Origin of the sequence: Azospirillum oryzae (assembly GCF_900177515.1) — a bacterium.
In the GTDB taxonomy this organism is placed as follows: Bacteria; Pseudomonadota; Alphaproteobacteria; order Azospirillales; family Azospirillaceae; genus Azospirillum; species Azospirillum oryzae_A.
The window spans coordinates 15,944-32,040 of sequence record NZ_FXAK01000009.1 but is presented as its reverse complement, the minus strand read 5'-3'; the positions used below and the strand labels follow the sequence as shown (position 1 = coordinate 32,040).

The window sequence follows — 16,097 nt, the reverse complement described above, 5'->3', positions numbered from 1 at the left end:
GTGACCGATGCACTGTCCACACTGCTCTTCGACCGCGACGACGGAGCGTTCGGATCGGACGGCCCACGGCTACCGCCGCTTCCGCTGCCAGGAGTGTGGGCGCGGTTTCAACGAGCGCACCGGCTCGCTGCTGAACCGGCTGCAGTTGCCTTCCGACATCGTCTTCCTAATCGTGCTGTGGCGCCTCCGGTTCAAGCTGAGCTTGCGCGATCTCGCCGAAATCCTGCTCCTGCGCGGCTTGGTCTTCTCGCACGAGGCGGTACGCGACTGGGAGACCAAGCTGGCGCCGTTGCTCACCCATGCCCTGCGCCAGCGACGCAGGGGCAAGATCGGCCGCAGCTGGTACGTGGATGAAACTTATCTGAAGGTTAGCGGGCGGTGGCAGTATCTGTACCGCGCCATTGACAGCGGCGGCAACTTGGTCGACGTCTATCTCAGCGCCAGCCGCGACCAGGCTGCCGCCGAGGCGTTCTTCGGCTCGGCCATTGAGGTGACGGGCGTCATCCCGGAGACCATCACCACCGACAAGCACGCCAGCTACCCGCCGGCCCTCGAGGAGGTGTTCGGAGACAACGTCGAGCATCGCATGTCGAAGTACAAAAACAACCATTTGGAGCAGGATCACCGCGGGGTGAAGGGCCGCACGCGCCCGATGCGCGGCTTCAAGTCCTCAACCAGTGCACACCGGTTCTGCCGGGCCTATGACGAGGTGCGCAACTTTCTACGGCCGGCGACGCAGCGCAAGCAGCACGTCCCGGCAGGCCAACGACGGGCAATCCATGTTCAGAGAATCGCCGCCCTGCGCGACATGCTTGCCATCGCGTAAACACGGCCGCTCGCGGCACGGCAATCCTCACCTCCAATCCGATGTTGGCGCGAGAACTGACGCAACCCCTTGATGATCCTGGCGCCGAAATCCCCCAGCATCTGGCTTGCGTATGGTCCTGCGATCACGGTGCTGAGGTCGATCACCGTTATCCCGTCGAGCGGCCCGGCCATGGCGTGCATCCTTCCCCTGACGATGTGTTCCCCTTGTGGCGTCGGCATTGGCTGCTGGCGGTGGACGGACGATTCACCGCCAGCAGCCAATGCCGGACTTAGCGGGCGGTGAAGCCGCCATCCACCGGCAGCGCGACCCCGGTTACGAAGGACGCGTCGTCCGATGCCAGCCACAGAACGGCGTGGGCGGCCTCTTCCGCCTTGCACAGCCGCCCCATCGGAACGGCGGTCAGCATCCGCTCCTGGTTCGCCGCCGCCTCGACCGGATCCCCCGAGCGACCGGTGAAGCCGAGCTTCATCGGAGTATCGGCGAGACCGGGGCAGACGACGTTCACGCGGACATTGTCCAGTGCGAAGCGTTGGGCTAGCGACTTGGTGAGACCAACGACGGCGAACTTGGCAGCGGAATAGACCGGGCTGAACATGGAGCCCACCAGCCCCGACACCGAGGCGGTGAAGACCACCGAACCGCCACCGCGCTTGCGCATGTGACCGATCACTTCGCCGGCGGCGAGGGTGGCGGAGGTGATGTTGAGCGAGATGGCGTGCTCGTAGGCGACAAGATCGAGGTTCTCGACACCGGCCGGACCGGGCGTGCCGGCGTGGGCCCACAGGATGTCGACGCCGCCCAGGCACTCCGCCGCGTCGTTGATGGAGCGGCGGACCTCCTCGGGTCGCGACAGGTCGGCGCGGACGATGTCGATGTCGTATCCCTTGGCCTTCATGTCCGCGGCAAGTGCGGCAAGGCCGTCGGCGCTGATGTCGATCGCAGCGACGCGGGCGCCTTCCCGCAGGAACAGTTCGACACCGGCGCGGCCCATGCCGGAGGCGGCCGCCGTCACCACGGCAAGCTTGTTGGCAAGACGCATGTTCGTTTCTCTCCTCGGACGATGTGGGATCAGACGGCGTAGGCGTCGGGGAAGCGGCCGGTGGTGCTGACCACCGTGGTGCGGGTGTCCAAATAGGAATCGAGCGCCTCAATCCCGTTCTCGCGGCCCCAACCGCTCGCCTTGAAACCGCCGTAGGGGGTGGACCAGCGGATGAACCGATAGGTGTTGACCCAGACCATTCCCGCACGGATGCGGCTGGACACACGGTGTGCGCGCCCGACGTCGCCCGTCCACAGGCCGGCGGTCAGGCCGTAGCTGGTGTCGTTGGCGATGGCCACCGCTTCGTCCTCGTGGTCGAAGGGAATCAGCGCGGCCACCGGACCGAAGATCTCCTCCCGGGCGATGCGCATCGCGTTGGTCACGCCGGCGAAGACTGTCGGCTGGATGAAATAACCGCCGTCGAGACCGGCTCCGCTCAGGCGATTGCCGCCGGCGACCAGTTCCGCACCCTCCTGGGTTCCGATGTCGATGTATGAGAGGGTCTTGGCCAACTGCTCGGCATGAGCCTGTGGCCCCATGTGGTTGCGCTCGTCCATCGGCTGGCCGACACGCACACGGGCGGCACGACGAACGAACTCCTCGACCACGCGGTCGTAGACTGGCCGCTGCACAAGCACGCGGGAACCCAGCGCGCAGCTTTGCCCGCACAGCGTCCAGGCGGAATTGGTGGCGGCGTTCAGGGCCTGTTCGACATCGGCATCGGCGAAGATGATGTGCGGAGACTTGCCGCCGAGTTCGAAGGTGAAGCGCTTCATCGTCTCGGCGCCGGTGCGCAGGATCGCCTTTGCCGTGGCGCCTTCGCCGGTGAAGGCGATTTTATCGACGCCCGGATGCGCCACCAGATACTCGCCCGCTCCATCCCTGCCGTATCCGGGGACGATGTTCACGACGCCGGGTGGAAATCCGGCCAGTTCGAACAGCTTGCCCAGCTCCAGCGAGGTGACGGGGGTGTGCTCGGCCGGTTTCAGCACCACGGTACAGCCGGCTGCGAGCGCCGGCCCCAGTTTCCAGGCGGCGGCCATCAGCGGCACGTTCCACGGCGTGATGGCACCGACAACACCGACCGGAACACGCGTCGTGAAAACGTGGACGCTGTCGTCGAAGGGAATCGTCCGGCCCGAATGCTTGTCGGCCAACGACGCCCACCAATGATATCCGTTGCAATGGCCGCCGACGTCGAGCAGGGATTCGCGCAGCGCCCGGCCGGAATCACGGGTCTCCAGAATGGCCAGCGTCCGCGCATGTTCCTTGTACAAGTCGGCGAAGCGGCGCATCAGCGCGGCGCGCTCGTGACCGGGCATGCGGCCCCAGGGACCGTCCAATGCGGCGCGGGCCGCAGCGACGGCCTTGTCGATGTCGCGCTTGCCACCATAGGCGACCATCGCCCAAGGCGTGCCCTGCGACGGGTCGATACTCTCCATGACCCCGCCATCCTCCGGGGCGACCCAGTCCCCGCCGATGAACAGATGGTCGTATCGGGCGATGTTTCCGGCCGGCGGCAAAGCCGGGGCGTTGGCGGTGGCGCTCATGCCCCCTCCTCGTATTGCGGTTGGATTGTTGCGGTGGTTGCGGCCGGAAGCCGATTCGGTCACGGGACCGGGCGAGGCCGTCCCGCACCGTCGGCGTCACTTGGCCAGCGGACACACGCTGTCGGCCAGCGGATGGAACGCCTGTTCGGCAGGGATCGTCGCCAAGACCTTGTAATAGTCGTAAGGTCCCGTGGATTCGGACGGCTTCTTCACCTGGACCAGCATCATCGGATGGGTGACGCGGCCGTCCTTGCGCAGGCTGGTCTTTCCGAACAGCGGATCGTCGAAGGTGCCGGCGTCGCGCATGGCCTTCACGACCGCAGCACCGTCCTTGGGCGATCCGACCTTTTCAACGGCCTTGAGGTAGGCCAGCGTTGCCGAATAGGCGCCTGCATGATTCATGGTTGGGTACCGGCCTCCGTTGCGGGCGGCGAAGCGCTTGGCGAACTCACGAGTCTTTTCGTTTTCGTCCCAGTAGAAGCCCGTGGTGAGTTGGAGTCCCTGTGCGGTCTGCAATCCCAGCGAATGGATGTCAGACAGGAACAGCAGCATGCCGGCCAGGGTCTGACCGCCGTCCGTCAGACCGAACTCGGACGCCTGCTTGATCGCGGTGATGGTGTCACCCCCGGCGTTGGCCAGGGCGACCACCTTCGCACCCGATCCCTGCGCCTGCAGAAGATAGGAGGAGAAATCCTTGGTATCGGTCGGATGGCGCACGCTGCCTACGACCTTGCCGCCGTCGGTCTGGATCACTCGCGAAGCGTCATTCTCCAGCGAGTGGCCGAGTGCGAAATCGACCGTCAGAAAGAACCAGGAGTTTCCGCCCTGCTTGACGATGGCATCCGCCGTGCCGTGGGCGAGCGCCCAGGTGTCGTAGGTCCAGTGCACTGAATTCGGCGTGCAGGCCTTGCCGGTCAGGTCGGATGTGCCGGCGGCCGTGAACAGCGCCACCTTGTTCTTTTCCTTCACCAGCGGCGCGATCGCCAGCGAGATGGCGCTGGTCGGAAGATCGACCACGGCATCCACGCCGTCGGAATCGAACCATTTGCGCGCGATGCCGCTGGAGATGTCGGGCTTGTTCAGCGCGTCGGCGGAGACGACCTCGACCTTCAGCGCGTCGCCGCCCGGCATTTTCTCGAAGTCTTCGACAGCCATGCGCGTCGCTTCGAGCGCGCCCTTGCCGCCGATGTCGGAGAAGATGCCGGACATGTCCGCGAGCACGCCAAGCTTGACCGGCACCTGCGAGGATGCGGCCGATGCGGCGGCGGTGGTTCCGAGAAGCACCGACAGGGCGAGCGCGAGCGTGGCTCCACGCCGGGATGACTGCATTGTTTCCTCCCAATCGCTTTGTTGAGTTCGTACGCCTGCGACGAGGCATCTGAACGGCTGGTTTTGCCGCTCACCGTGTTCACACTGATGAATTTCTTGTACATGAACTTTCTGTCCTGAGAAAGGAATTTGTTGTGTGAACCAACAAAGTCTCCGCAACCCAGCCAGATAGCGGGAGCGTTCATAGCTTTGTCGCGGCTTTGAATAAACTAAAGATCATGTGGAGTGGGAACCGTTCACGCCGGGATTGAAACCGGAAGGCCAATCGCGCCAGCCAAAAAATTCTTGTATATGATTTTAAAATTCCGATATACAGACAGGGTGCAACGCTGATGCACGGGCCTGAGCCGCTTTCCGATCAGCGGGGGCAGCCGGACGGGATCCGCGGCGCCTTCCAGGCTCGGTTCGGGCTTGGCGTCGTCAGGATCGATGGAAAAATGATCGACAAACCACGCCTGAAAGCGGCAGAACCGCTTCTGGCCGGAGGACGGCCATGAAGCATCCGACGCCACCCATTCCCCAGCCGCGGACACAGCAGGCCAGAATGCACGTCAAGCAGGCAGCCAATGTTCTCGAACTCTTGGAGTATTTCGCCAGGCGCAGGCGTCCGGCGACCCTAGCGGAGATGTCCGACGATCTGGGCTGGCCACGGTCCAGTACCTTCAACCTGATCGGGACGCTGGCCGACAAGGGCTTCCTGTACGAACCGCGGGTGCGCGGTGGCTATTACCCGACTCCGCGGTGGCTGGCCCTGGTGCAGTCAATCGCGGACGCCGAACCCTTGCCCGAGGCCGTCCACCAGCTCGCCGCGGAAATCGCTGGGGAAACCGGGGAGACCACCGCGGTCGCAGCCCCGGCGGGAACCTATTCGATCTTCATCCACGTGGTGGAGTCGTCGCACGCAATACGCTATATCACCAGGGTTGGGGACCGCATTCCACTGTATGCCAGTTCGGTCGGACGCGCGATTTTGGCGCAATACAGTTCGTCGGAGCGGGAGGCGCTCTACCGGCGCATGGAGTTCGAGCGCTTTTCCGAAACCACCTACACCAGCATAGACGCGGTGGAGGCGGAGCTTCGCCGGGCGACAGAGCGCGGCTATCACCAGAGCAACGCCGAATTCCAGCCAGACCTTGCCGGCGTGTCCCTTCCTCTGCCCATCGGTCAGCGCCGGCTATCCATCGTCGTCGCCGGGCCGGTGTCCCGATGCCTGGGACGGCGGCCGGAAACCGCGGCGATCATTCAACGGGGAATTCGCCGCTTCGCGGACGCGCTGAACCTTAGAAGCTGTTCGTAGACGTCACGCGCTGGCGGCTTGGGTGTCGATCCGGCGCAGGCGTCGGGAGAGAATGGAGATGAAGGCGATCTGGACGAAGGCGACGAGGTGCTCCTTTGTCCGCTCGACAATCGTGTTCAATCGACGGTAACGGCTGATCCAGCTGAAGGAGCGCTCGACGACCCAGGCAATTTCGGTCGGGATGAACACGCCGTCGCGCCCGCGGGCGATCGGCTGGATGCTGATGCCGAGCGCCGCTCCGGCCTTGGCCAGGCGCTCACCGCGATAGCCGAGATCGCCAATCGCTGGTCCATGGAACCCGAGTCCGGCGAGTTGGCGCAGCACCGGCACGATGCCCTTGGTGTCCTGCATGTTGGCGGACGTGGCGTCGATCGCCAGCGGGATCTTGTACTTCTCGACGGCGATGCTGATCTTCTCCCCGCGAATCTTCTTACCCCCGTCCACGCCGCGCGCGAAATAACTCGGGGCCGAACGACAGGTCCGGCTGTCGATCACGACGGTGCTCGGTTCCTCTGTGTCGCCGCAGACCAGCCGCCACGTCCGGCGCAGCCGGTCGGGCAAGCGGCGCCACAGCCCCAGCCGTGTCCAACGGGCGAACAGCGTGTACAAGGTGCCGAAGGGAATGCCGGAGAGCTGGCCGATGGCGCGCCATTGCATGCCTCAAAAACACACGCACCAGGACGTTGGTGCAGAACTCTGCGCGTTGACGGACACCGCCCTGGAAAGTTGTCGTTCAGGCGACCTTGCGGGAGGCCGGCATGCCAAGACTGGTCATCCTGTTCATGATCTTGCAGCCGACCGCCGCCTCGACTTTCTGGGCAGGCAGAGTCCGGGCACGCAGGGTGCGCCCGATCAGCTGCTTGTAGCGCATCATCGCGACCTCGCCCAAGGAGCGGCGGCCGTAGCGGACGTCCCGCTGCCAGCCTTGCCGGCCACGCTCGGCAATCCTACGGATGTGGCGGTCGCGTTGGCTGGGTGCGTTGGTAGCGGTCTCGCTCGGCACCGCGGTGGAGCGCGGCGGGATGATCACCTCGGCGTCGGGGGTGTGGGCGGCGACGGCGCGGTAGACCGGCTCACCATCATAGGCGCCGTCCGCCAGCACCGTGCCGATCGGGCGCTTGATCTGGTCGAGCAGCGGGCCGACCAACGAGGCATCGCCGTCCTGCGTGGCCGTCAGCTCCGAGGCGAGGATCTCGCCGGTATCGGGATCGACCGCCAAGTGGAGCTTTCTCCAGCTCCGGCGCGCTTGGCCGCCGTGCTTTTCCAGGTGCCACTCGCCTCTCCCGAACACCTTCAGCCCGGTCGAATCGATCAGCACGTTGACTGGCCCGTCCGTCCTGGAAAGCGCTGACGCGACTCTCAGATTGGCGCTGCGCCGAGAGAATGTCGTGTGATCCGGAACTGGCACGTCCAGGCCGAGCAGGCGCATGAGCGAACCCAGCAAACTCTCGGCCTGCCGCCACGGCCGGCCGAACGCCAGGCGCAACATCAGCCCGGCTTCGATCGCCACGTCCGAGTAGCGCGCTCGCCGACCGCGGCGGCCCGAAGCCGGCGGCGTCCACGCGGCGATCGCCTCCGGCGTCATCCAGATCGTCAGGTCACCGAGCCGGCGCAGCGCCGCATCGTAGGCGGCCCAGTTCCAAACCCGATAACGGGTCTTCGGGATCTTGTGGCGGCGCGGCTCGTTGGCTTTGTACGGCATCAGGGGCTCGGCGTCAGCGGGCCGCCTCTATACCTGCTCGCCCTCCCGACCACCACCAGCTCGGGCTTTGTGCACCAACGTCTCCACGGTCGGGTTCCACCACCGCGAAAGGTGGATGACGTGGTTGGCGCGGGTCAGCGTCATCCCATCAGAACCCAAACCTTGCTTTGCCTTGCCGGGAAGGCGAGCAGTCAAAGCCAGGAGACCTCGATGGAATTGTTTGAAGGAATTCCAAGATAGAAAAACAACCAAAGGTGATATATACGTAACAAACTTGCCATGTTCTGCTGAGTACTTCTAAAGGTCACACCAAGCTCTCTGATGATATTTGAAGTATGGAGCGAAAATTAAAAAGTCGTTTGTCTGGTGCTGAAGAACGCACTTGCCAGCTATAGAGCTTCGGCTGCTCCGCTCAAGCACAGTTCCGAGCAATCCCAACCTGTCCGGTTACAATGACTATAATGATCACTGCTTCTTAACCATTCGGCCGCCATTTTCCTGCGAACTGGAAAGGGCCCCTGAGGGCAGCGGCCAAGGGAGAGATGAGGTGAAGATTCTCGTTGCCGACGACCATCCCCTGTTTCGGGAGGCGCTGGAGTTGTCGATCAGCTTCCAATGGCCCGATGCGGAGTTCGTGTTCGTCGAAACGCTGGATGGTGAGGAACTGGAGACCGCCCAAGTCGCCGGGCACACTTTCGACCTGATCGTGCTGGATTGGCACATGCCCGGCATCGGCGACAGCGATCCGATCACGCGGCTGCGGGAGGCAGGGGTTCGCGGCCCCGTCGCGGTGGTGACCGGAGCCGAACGCCCAGCCATCGCGCTCGAGGCGTTCCGCGGAGGCGCCTCGGCCTTTCTGCCCAAGACGACGCCGCGCCGTATCCTCGGCCCGTCCCTGAAGGTGGTGGTCGAGGGTGGAACGACGGTGCCGGCGGGAATCCTGCTGGCTCTGGCCGGCGACGACCAGCCGAACACCCCCGAGGACGAAAGCGGGGAGGTCGACGGCGCGGGCGAACAGGCGGCACTGACCGACCGCGAGCGGGATGTCTTCACCCTGCTGTCCAACGGGGCGACCAACAAGGAAATCGCCCGCCAACTCGATCTGGCCGAAGTGACGGTCAAATTCCATACACGCCGCATCTTCAAGAAGCTGGGCGCTCGCAACCGTGCCGATGCGGTGCGCCGCGCCCAGGAAGCCGGCGTGCTCGACGGAAACGGAGCCTGACACGGTTCGAGCGGTACCCGCCGGAATGCAGGTCTTGAGAAAAAGCTGCCGGATCCTTGATGCCTTATTCGCATGTCAACACGCAAAGAGCCGGCCATTCGCTGTCGAAGCGGTTGATCCGGAACGCCGGCCTCACGGCGACGGTCCTCATGCTGGCTGTCTTCGGCGTCGCGCATTGGACCGGCTCCGACATGCTCGACCGCATCTCGGGTGTGCATCGGCCTGCAACACTGGGCCAGTTTCAGGGGTGATCGGCGTCCAATAACCAGCCACCCCTGATCTGGCAGACTACCACCCTGGGTTTGGACGACAGGGTGGCGGACAGGGATGTTGACGGTGGAGACGATCGCACGGATACGACGCGAGCACGCGAAGGGGAAAAGCATCCGGGCCATTGCCCGGTCGCTGAAGGTGTCGCGGGAGACGGTGACGAAATACCTGCGCTCGGGCGAGACGGCGCCGCGCTACGAGCGCCAGCACCAGCCGCTTCCGAAGTTGTCCGGGTTCCAGGAGGAGCTGGAACGGCTGATCACGGAGAACGAGCGGCGGCCAGCCCGCGACCGGCTCGACTACCTGGGGCTCTTCGGACGGCTGAAGGATGCCGGGTTCCAGGGCGGCTACGACACGGTGCGGCGCTACATCAAGCGCTTCAAGCAGCGCCAGCCGCCGAGTGGGCCGGTGAACGCCTACGTTCCGCTCACCTTTGCCCCGGCCGAGGCGTACCAGTTCGACTGGGCGGAAGAGTGGATCATCCTGGACGGCGTGACGACCAAGGTGCAGGTGGCCCATGCCCGCCTGTGCCACAGCCGCATGCCGTTTGTGGCGGTCTACCCGCGCCAGACCCAGGAGATGGTGTTCGACGCCCACGCCCGTGCCGCGGCCTTCTACGGCGGCCTGTGCGAGCGCGGCATCTACGACAACATGAAGACGGCGGTGGACGCCGTATTTGTCGGCAAAGAGCGCCGCTTCAACCGCCGCTTCGCCCAGATGTGCTCGCATTACCTGGTCGAGCCGGTGGCCTGCACCCCGGCTTCGGGCTGGGAAAAGGGCCAGGTCGAGAACCAGGTCGGCACCTTGCGCCAGCGGCTGTTCACGCCGCGGCTGCGGGCCAAGACGCTGGAAGAGGTGAACGAACGCCTGCACGACGAGGTGATCGTCTGGGCCCAACAGACGCCGCATCCAGAGGATAGGAGCCGGACGGTGTGGGAGGTGTTCCAGGCGGAGCGGCCGGCGCTGATCACCGTGAGCGATCCTTTCGACGGCTTCCACGAGGCCACGCTCAGCGTCTCGAAAACCTGCCTGATCCACTTTGACCGCAACCGCTACAGCGTGGCCGCGATCGCCGCCGGCAAGCCGGTGCAGGTCCGCGCCTACGCGACACGGATCGTGGTGTGGTTCAACGGCGCGATCGTCGCCGAGCACCCACGAGCTTTCGGGCACGGCCACACGCGGTACAATCCGCTGCACTACCTGCCGGTTCTCGTCCGCAAGCCGGGGGCGCTGCGCAACGGGGCGCCGTTCCGGGACTGGGATTTGCCGCCAGCCCTGGCGACGGTGCGGACCCGCCTGGGCCGCGGCGACGACGCTGACCGGCAGTTCGTTGGCGTGCTCGCCGCCATCCTCACCGATGGCCTGGAGGCGGTGGAGGTCGCCTGCCGCGAGGCACTGGCGAGCGGTACGCACAGCCGGGACGTGATCCTGAACATCCTCGCCCGGCGCCACGACGTCACACCGGCACCGGCCATGGCGGTGCCGACGGCGTTGACGCTGTCCATTGAGCCGGCCGCCGACTGCGGGCGCTACGACCGCCTGCGCGCGGTGCGGGAGGGCTGCCATGGAACGGCATGAGCTGATGGCGATGATGGCCGAGCTCAGCCTGGCCGGCATGCGTGCCGCCTACGACGAGGTAATGAGCGATGGACTGAAGCGGCAGCGCACCGTCCAGCAGATCCTGGGCGACCTGCTGGCGGCGGAGCGGGCGGAGAAGCAGGCGCGCTCGATCCGCTACCAACTCGGCGCCGCCAAGCTGCCTCTGGCCAAGACGCTGGCCGAGTTCGACTTCACCGCCAGTCCCCTCAACGAGGGGCTGGTGCGCGACCTGCACGATGGCGGCTTTCTGGAAACCCAGCGCAACGCCGTGTTCATCGGGGGAACCGGGACCGGCAAGACGCACATGTGCATCGCCATCACGGCCAACTGCGTGCGCCGCGGCGCCCGTGCCCGGTTCTTCAACGTCATCGACCTGGTGAACCGGTTGGAGGCCGAAGCCCGGACCGGGCAGGCGGGCAAGCTCGCTGACCAGTTGACCCGCGTTGATCTCGTGGTGCTGGACGAACTCGGCTACCTGCCGTTCTCCCAGAGTGGCGGCCAACTGCTGTTCCACGCGCTCAGCCAGTTGTACTCGCGGACCTCGGTGTTGATCACCACCAACTTGAGCTTCGCTGAATGGCCGACGGTGTTCGCTGGTGACGCCAAGATGACCACCGCTTTGCTCGACCGGCTGACGCATCACTGCGACATCCTGGAAACCGGCAACGAGAGCTGGCGGTTCAAGAACCGCTCCTGATCCAAAGCCTTCCCCCTATCCGTTGCCCAGGGGGGCCCACAGGCCCCTCCCACGCGCGCCGCTGCGTCAGCCATAAGGGCACTCCGCGGCGCGCGCGGGACCCTCCCGTGGACTCCCTGGACAACAGGTTCTGCAACCGCAAGCGTGGCTGGAAATTGCAAGCCGATGCCGGCTGGAATTTGGAAGCCGATTGACAGCATTTTCGCTACTGCAGGCCGGTTGGCAGTCCGTTGCGGGCGAGGCAGAGCACGGCCACTTCAATTCCGTCCGACAAGAGGCTTTGTCGCACCAGCGTCTCACGCACGCGATGGATGACCAGTGTGCTCTGCTAATCCTCGCTGTTGATCGGCACGAAGCGCATGCTGGGACGCTGGACGGCCTCGCAGATTGCCTCGGCGTCGGCTTGGTCGTTCTTGTGCCGCTTGACGTAGGGCTTCACGTACCGCGGCGGCATCAGGCGCACCGTATGCCCCAGCTTGCTGATTTCACGGGCCCAGAAATGCCCGCTGGCGCACGCTTCCATGCCGACCACACAGGCCGGCAGGTTGGCGAAGAAGCTCAGCACACCATCCCGGCGCAGGCGGTTGGTGAGAACGACCTCGCGGCGCTCGTCAACACCATGAACCTGGAACACCGACTTGGCCAGATCGAGGCCGATGATCATGGGCTGCATGGGAAGGATCTCCGTTTCCAGAGGGTCGATCCCCTTCAGGTGGTGTCACTCACCAGAAACAGGGGGGCGTCGTCCATCCCATCAGAACCACCAGAGCCATCCGTGCAGCAACGCGGTCAGCGCGACAATGTCAGGAACAGGTTCGGCAGGAGATCCGCCAAACGCTCGACGCGATCGACGACCGTGCTGTTGCGGGGCCCGAACATGCGCGTCAGACAGTCCTGGCCGCCGGGATCGAGCCCGATCCCGAAGACGTCGATCCCCTGCGCGGCGAGAGAGAACACGACCTGCCGCGCATCCTCAACTAGCAGGCGGCGGTCGGCCACATCAATGTCCGAAGGCTCGCCATCGGTCACGACCAGCAGCAGACGGCGATGGCTGGATTGTCGGGCGAGCAGGCGCCCGCCGTGACGCAACGCCGCTCCCAACCGTGTCGACAGGCCGGGGCTCAAGCTCGCAAGGCGCGCCATGGCCGTGTCGTCGTAAGCCTGTGCAAAGTTCTTCAGCCGGTAATAGCTGACGTTGCTTCTGCCGTTCGACCGGAAGGCATGGATGGCGAAACGATCTCCGATGCAATCCAGCGCGGTTGCGAACAGCGCGGCGGCATCCCGCTCCACAGCCAGCACCGGACGGGCGCCATCCGGCACTTGGTCGCCGGTCGATGCCGAGACGTCCAGCAGCAGAAGCGCCGACAGGTCGCGGGCGCGGTGCTGCAGCGCGGCGTGCACACGGGGGTCGGGAATCTCGTTGCGGCAGCGGCTCACCATGACCTCGATGCACGCATCCAGGTCGAGCCGGTCGCCCTCCAACTGGCGACGCAGGCGCCGCGGCCGCCCGACGCCGGCGGCGCGCACCAGCGCCGCCAGACGGTCGGCGACAGCGGCGTGGCGTGTGGCCGCGTTGCGAACCTCGACGGGATCCTCGACGCCGGGCACCCGCTCGACGACGCGGACCCAGTTCGGCCGCTCGCGGGCGATGCGGTAATCCCATTCGGAGTACAAAGCCGGTGGCGCCGCCATCTCCTCCTCGCCGGCGGGACAGGCGGGCGTTTCGGTGACGGGCCCCCGCTCTTCGACTTCGGCGCCCGGCGAGGCGTCGTCGGATCTGCCGTCGTCGCGTTCCTCGCGCTCGGTGCGGAGGGATTCGTAAGCGGTCTCGCCCTCCGCTGACGCCGGCAGATTGGATTCCCACAGACCAAGATTGTCGTCGCGATAGGCCGGCTCCACGACGTGCGTCTTAGGATTGAAGGACAGCCTCATTTGGCCGAGGTCGTTGCCCAGAAGTCCGCCGACGCGACGGCTGAACTCATGCGTTTCCCATTCCGCGCGTCCGTCAAAGAACAGGCTTCGCCCCTTTTTCACCCAGGCGTCGCCGTCGTCGTGGTCGGGATCGATCAGCGCCCGCGCCAACCGGGCCATCAGGCCCGGAGCGTTCGGAGTGCCGCCACCTTCGGCCACATGGAAGGGACGCCACACATGGAGCAGTCCCGGGTAGTCACGCATAGCCAAGTGTTCGACGCGCGCATCCTCGATCAGCGAGACCAGAGCCACCTGGATCGGCTTCAGCGTACCGACCGGGAACCGTGGGCCCGAAAAGCGAAGATGCGCCCCGGCATGAACCAGGGCGGCGCGATAGAGACCGGCGGCTTGATCGGCGTGGACACCGGGCAGGCTGTCCGGAACCCAGATCAACCCGTCGGTCAAGCGAAGGCGGCGGGGCAGCGTGCTGTTCGCATCGGCGCGCATCGGCCGGATTGGGGCGCGCAGTCGCCAGAGGGCCACCAAATAGGCGCTCAGCCGCCGCTCGAATGGGGCGAAGGGAACCGTCGGAACCGTCGGGTGCTCGTTCATGCCGGCGCCTCAAGCGGCGACGGCGGCGATGGCCGCGCGAACGGCATCCCGCAGATCGGCATCGTCCGTGATCGGAAGGACCAGCGCGATATCGCAGGCCGTCGCGAGCGCCACGCCGCGCGCAACCAACCGGGCCGCATGGACGAGCATGCGGGTGGATGCTCCTTCGCGCAGACCGTGGCCCTTCAGATTGCGCGAACTAACGGCGATGCGGACGAGCCGCGCCGCGATCTCTTCCGGCACGCCGGCCTCGGTGCAGACGATCCGCGTTTCGGCATCGGACGACGGATGGCCAAACTCGATCGCCGCGAAGCGCTGCTTGGTGGACTCCTTCAGGTCCTTCAGGACGCTCTGGTAACCGGGGTTGTAGGAGATGACGAGCTGGAAGTCGGGATGGGCGGCCACCAACTCGCCCCGCTTCTCCAACGGCAGGACACGGCGGGAGTCGGTCAGCGGATGGATGACGACGGTGGTGTCCTGGCGCGCCTCGACGATTTCATCGAGGTAGCAGATGCCGCCATGCCTCACCGCCTGGGTGAGTGGGCCGTCGTGCCAGACGGTGCCGCCGGCATCCAACAGGAAGCGACCGACCAGATCCGACGCGGTCATATCCTCGTGACAGGCGACGGTCACCAAGGGTCGGCCGAGCCGCCACGCCATATGCTCGACGAACCGAGTCTTCCCGCTGCCCGTCGGCCCCTTCAGCATCATCGGCATACGCGCGGCGTATGCGGCGTCGAACAGCGCAATCTCGTTGCCAATTGAGTGGTAGTAGGGTTCCTCGGTGATTCTGTATGCGTTCAATGCCATCGGCGGCGCCTCCTCATTGTTGCCCGCTCCCCGGGATGGAGCCCGGACGATGAGGACCGGGGCGGAAGCCCCGGCCCCCCGCCACTCCGCCTCAGCGGTGGAGCGCCGTTGTCGCGTTCGGGATGCCGTCAATCGGGCACTCTTCGGTGCCGACGGTGCTGCGCGTGAAGGCTTCGACCTGGGCGCGGGTCGCCTCCGGATCGGAGATCCACTGGCGGTAGAAGTCGTAGGCGCAGACCGCCTCGCCCTTGTCGCCCTCACCGGAGTTGATCTTGCCGGTGTAGCCGCGGTGGACGAGCTTGAACAAGTGGTTGTTCGACTGGCCGTTCTTGCGGAAATCCCGGATCAGCGAGGTGGAGAGCTGGGCGTACTGGATGCCGTACTCCTCCGTTCCGCACTCACCAAGCGACCGGCCGTCGAAGCCGACGATCGCCGAATGGCCGAAGTAGGAGTACACGCCGTCGAACCCCGCGGCGTTGGCTACGGCGACGTAGACGTTGTTGGCCCATGCCATCGCCTTGGCCATGGTGATCTGCTGCTCCTTGGCCGGATACATGTAGCCCTGGCAGCGCACGATCAGCTCCGCCCCCTTCATGGCGCAGTCGCGCCAGATCTCCGGGAAGTTGCCGTCGTCGCAGATGATCAGGCTGATCTTCAGCCCCTTGGGCCCTTCCGAGACGTAGGTGCAGTTGCCGGGATACCAGCCCTCGATCGGCACCCAAGGCATGATCTTGCGATACTTCTGTACGATCTCGCCCTGGTCGTTCATCAGGATCAGCGTGTTGTAGGGCGCCTTGTGCGGGTGCTCCTCATGCCGCTCGCCGGTCAGAGAGAACACGCCCCACACCTTGGCCTTGCGGCAGGCGGCGGCAAAGATCTCGGTCTCGTCGCCGGGGATGGTCGAGGCCGTCTCGTACATCTCCTTGGCGTCGTACATGATCCCGTGCGTCGAGTATTCCGGGAAGATAACGAGATCCAGGCCCGGCATGCCGGCCTTCATCCCTTGGACCATCTTCGCGATCTTATGGGCATTCTCCAACACCTCCTTGCGGGTGTGGAGGCGCGGCATTTTGTAGTTGACGACGGCGACACCGACGGTGTCGTTGCTGCTTGTGATATCACCATGCAACATGTGCTTTCTCCTTCTTGGATAGGTTGTGTTTTCGGTCGGGGTATGGACCGGAGCAGACCGGACGCGCCGGTGCAGGGGACGCCGGTAGGGACGGG

At 65.2% G+C, this 16,097-nt stretch carries 15 protein-coding genes and 1 pseudogene; 6 read left to right on the top strand and 10 right to left on the bottom strand.

The features are described 5' to 3' along the window. Window positions 1-7 precede the first annotated feature (7 nt). Window positions 8-826: an IS6 family transposase gene (locus tag B9N97_RS28605; RefSeq protein WP_085091237.1), complete on the top strand. Its 819-nt coding sequence runs from the start codon at window positions 8-10 to the stop codon at window positions 824-826. On the opposite strand, the gene B9N97_RS28600 is transcribed toward B9N97_RS28605, so the two are convergent. The 4 genes from B9N97_RS28600 to B9N97_RS28585 form a co-directional block, all read right to left on the bottom strand. Beyond that, the gene (locus B9N97_RS28600; RefSeq protein ID WP_085091777.1) at window positions 784-999 is read right to left on the bottom strand and encodes a CoA transferase; all 216 of its coding nucleotides are present in this window, start codon (window positions 997-999) and stop codon (window positions 784-786) included. The genes B9N97_RS28605 and B9N97_RS28600 overlap by 43 nt on opposite strands. A gap of 98 nt (window positions 1,000-1,097) precedes the next feature. Then, window positions 1,098-1,868, bottom strand: coding sequence for an SDR family NAD(P)-dependent oxidoreductase (locus tag B9N97_RS28595; protein ID WP_085091236.1), 771 nt, complete (start codon window positions 1,866-1,868; stop codon window positions 1,098-1,100). A 29-nt stretch (window positions 1,869-1,897) separates the two neighbouring features. After that, on the bottom strand, window positions 1,898-3,418 hold the full coding sequence (locus B9N97_RS28590; RefSeq protein ID WP_143266909.1) for an aldehyde dehydrogenase: 1,521 nt from the start codon (window positions 3,416-3,418) through the stop codon (window positions 1,898-1,900). 96 nt (window positions 3,419-3,514) lie between these two features. Then, complete coding sequence (locus B9N97_RS28585; RefSeq protein ID WP_085091235.1) at window positions 3,515-4,747, bottom strand: ABC transporter substrate-binding protein; 1,233 nt, start codon at window positions 4,745-4,747, stop codon at window positions 3,515-3,517. Between the two features lie 493 nt (window positions 4,748-5,240). Between B9N97_RS28585 and B9N97_RS28580 the strand changes: the two genes are divergently transcribed. Continuing rightward, entirely contained in the window at window positions 5,241-6,044 is an 804-nt protein-coding gene (locus B9N97_RS28580; RefSeq protein WP_208621292.1) for an IclR family transcriptional regulator, read from the top strand. 3 nt (window positions 6,045-6,047) lie between these two features. Here B9N97_RS28580 and B9N97_RS28575 read toward each other — a convergent pair whose 3' ends face one another. Together B9N97_RS28575 and B9N97_RS28570 are read right to left on the bottom strand one after the other, a co-directional pair. Further along, window positions 6,048-6,701 carry a transposase gene (locus tag B9N97_RS28575; RefSeq protein ID WP_085091233.1) on the bottom strand — a complete coding sequence of 218 codons (654 nt, stop codon included), beginning with the start codon at window positions 6,699-6,701 and terminating at the stop codon, window positions 6,048-6,050. 76 nt (window positions 6,702-6,777) lie between these two features. Beyond that, window positions 6,778-7,746 carry an IS5 family transposase gene (locus B9N97_RS28570; RefSeq protein ID WP_085091232.1) on the bottom strand — a complete coding sequence of 323 codons (969 nt, stop codon included), beginning with the start codon at window positions 7,744-7,746 and terminating at the stop codon, window positions 6,778-6,780. Window positions 7,747-8,293: 547 nt separating this feature from the next. Here B9N97_RS28570 and B9N97_RS28565 point away from each other — a divergent pair. The 4 genes from B9N97_RS28565 to istB all read left to right on the top strand — a co-directional run bounded on the left by B9N97_RS28565 (window position 8,294) and on the right by istB (window position 11,537). Beyond that, complete coding sequence (locus B9N97_RS28565) at window positions 8,294-8,971, top strand: LuxR C-terminal-related transcriptional regulator (RefSeq protein ID WP_085091231.1); 678 nt, start codon at window positions 8,294-8,296, stop codon at window positions 8,969-8,971. 59 nt (window positions 8,972-9,030) lie between these two features. Beyond that, window positions 9,031-9,222 carry a hypothetical protein gene (locus tag B9N97_RS28560; protein ID WP_085091230.1) on the top strand — a complete coding sequence of 64 codons (192 nt, stop codon included), beginning with the start codon at window positions 9,031-9,033 and terminating at the stop codon, window positions 9,220-9,222. 76 nt (window positions 9,223-9,298) lie between these two features. Continuing rightward, window positions 9,299-10,819: an IS21 family transposase gene (istA, locus tag B9N97_RS28555; RefSeq protein WP_085084042.1), complete on the top strand. Its 1,521-nt coding sequence runs from the start codon at window positions 9,299-9,301 to the stop codon at window positions 10,817-10,819. Further along, on the top strand, window positions 10,806-11,537 hold the full coding sequence (istB, locus tag B9N97_RS28550; RefSeq protein ID WP_085084044.1) for an IS21-like element helper ATPase IstB: 732 nt from the start codon (window positions 10,806-10,808) through the stop codon (window positions 11,535-11,537). The genes istA and istB overlap by 14 nt, the downstream gene beginning before the upstream one ends. A 331-nt stretch (window positions 11,538-11,868) precedes the next feature. Here istB and B9N97_RS28545 read toward each other — a convergent pair. From B9N97_RS28545 to B9N97_RS28530, 4 genes and pseudogenes are all read right to left on the bottom strand, one after another. After that, window positions 11,869-12,210: pseudogene (locus B9N97_RS28545) on the bottom strand (IS110 family transposase); the annotation flags it as partial. Window positions 12,211-12,326: 116 nt separating this feature from the next. Beyond that, window positions 12,327-14,060 (bottom strand): nitric oxide reductase activation protein NorD, encoded by a 1,734-nt coding sequence (locus B9N97_RS28540; protein WP_085091228.1) that lies wholly within the window; start codon window positions 14,058-14,060, stop codon window positions 12,327-12,329. Window positions 14,061-14,069: 9 nt separating this feature from the next. Next, window positions 14,070-14,870, bottom strand: coding sequence for a CbbQ/NirQ/NorQ/GpvN family protein (locus tag B9N97_RS28535; protein WP_085091227.1), 801 nt, complete (start codon window positions 14,868-14,870; stop codon window positions 14,070-14,072). Window positions 14,871-14,961: 91 nt separating this feature from the next. Beyond that, complete coding sequence (locus B9N97_RS28530) at window positions 14,962-16,002, bottom strand: aliphatic amidase (RefSeq protein WP_085091226.1); 1,041 nt, start codon at window positions 16,000-16,002, stop codon at window positions 14,962-14,964. Window positions 16,003-16,097 lie beyond the last annotated feature (95 nt).

Coding starts and splice junctions, on each gene's coding strand:
- B9N97_RS28540 (WP_085091228.1), bottom strand. CDS start 14,060: ATGAACGAGCACCCGACGGTTCCGACGGTTCCCTTCGCCCCATTCGAG.
- B9N97_RS28575 (WP_085091233.1), bottom strand. CDS start 6,701: ATGCAATGGCGCGCCATCGGCCAGCTCTCCGGCATTCCCTTCGGCACC.
- B9N97_RS28580 (WP_208621292.1), top strand. CDS start 5,241: ATGAAGCATCCGACGCCACCCATTCCCCAGCCGCGGACACAGCAGGCC.
- istA (WP_085084042.1), top strand. CDS start 9,299: ATGTTGACGGTGGAGACGATCGCACGGATACGACGCGAGCACGCGAAG.
- B9N97_RS28590 (WP_143266909.1), bottom strand. CDS start 3,418: ATGAGCGCCACCGCCAACGCCCCGGCTTTGCCGCCGGCCGGAAACATC.
- B9N97_RS28605 (WP_085091237.1), top strand. CDS start 8: ATGCACTGTCCACACTGCTCTTCGACCGCGACGACGGAGCGTTCGGAT.
- B9N97_RS28600 (WP_085091777.1), bottom strand. CDS start 999: ATGGCCGGGCCGCTCGACGGGATAACGGTGATCGACCTCAGCACCGTG.
- B9N97_RS28595 (WP_085091236.1), bottom strand. CDS start 1,868: ATGCGTCTTGCCAACAAGCTTGCCGTGGTGACGGCGGCCGCCTCCGGC.
- istB (WP_085084044.1), top strand. CDS start 10,806: ATGGAACGGCATGAGCTGATGGCGATGATGGCCGAGCTCAGCCTGGCC.
- B9N97_RS28535 (WP_085091227.1), bottom strand. CDS start 14,870: ATGGCATTGAACGCATACAGAATCACCGAGGAACCCTACTACCACTCA.
- B9N97_RS28570 (WP_085091232.1), bottom strand. CDS start 7,746: ATGCCGTACAAAGCCAACGAGCCGCGCCGCCACAAGATCCCGAAGACC.
- B9N97_RS28585 (WP_085091235.1), bottom strand. CDS start 4,747: ATGCAGTCATCCCGGCGTGGAGCCACGCTCGCGCTCGCCCTGTCGGTG.
- B9N97_RS28560 (WP_085091230.1), top strand. CDS start 9,031: ATGCCTTATTCGCATGTCAACACGCAAAGAGCCGGCCATTCGCTGTCG.
- B9N97_RS28530 (WP_085091226.1), bottom strand. CDS start 16,002: ATGTTGCATGGTGATATCACAAGCAGCAACGACACCGTCGGTGTCGCC.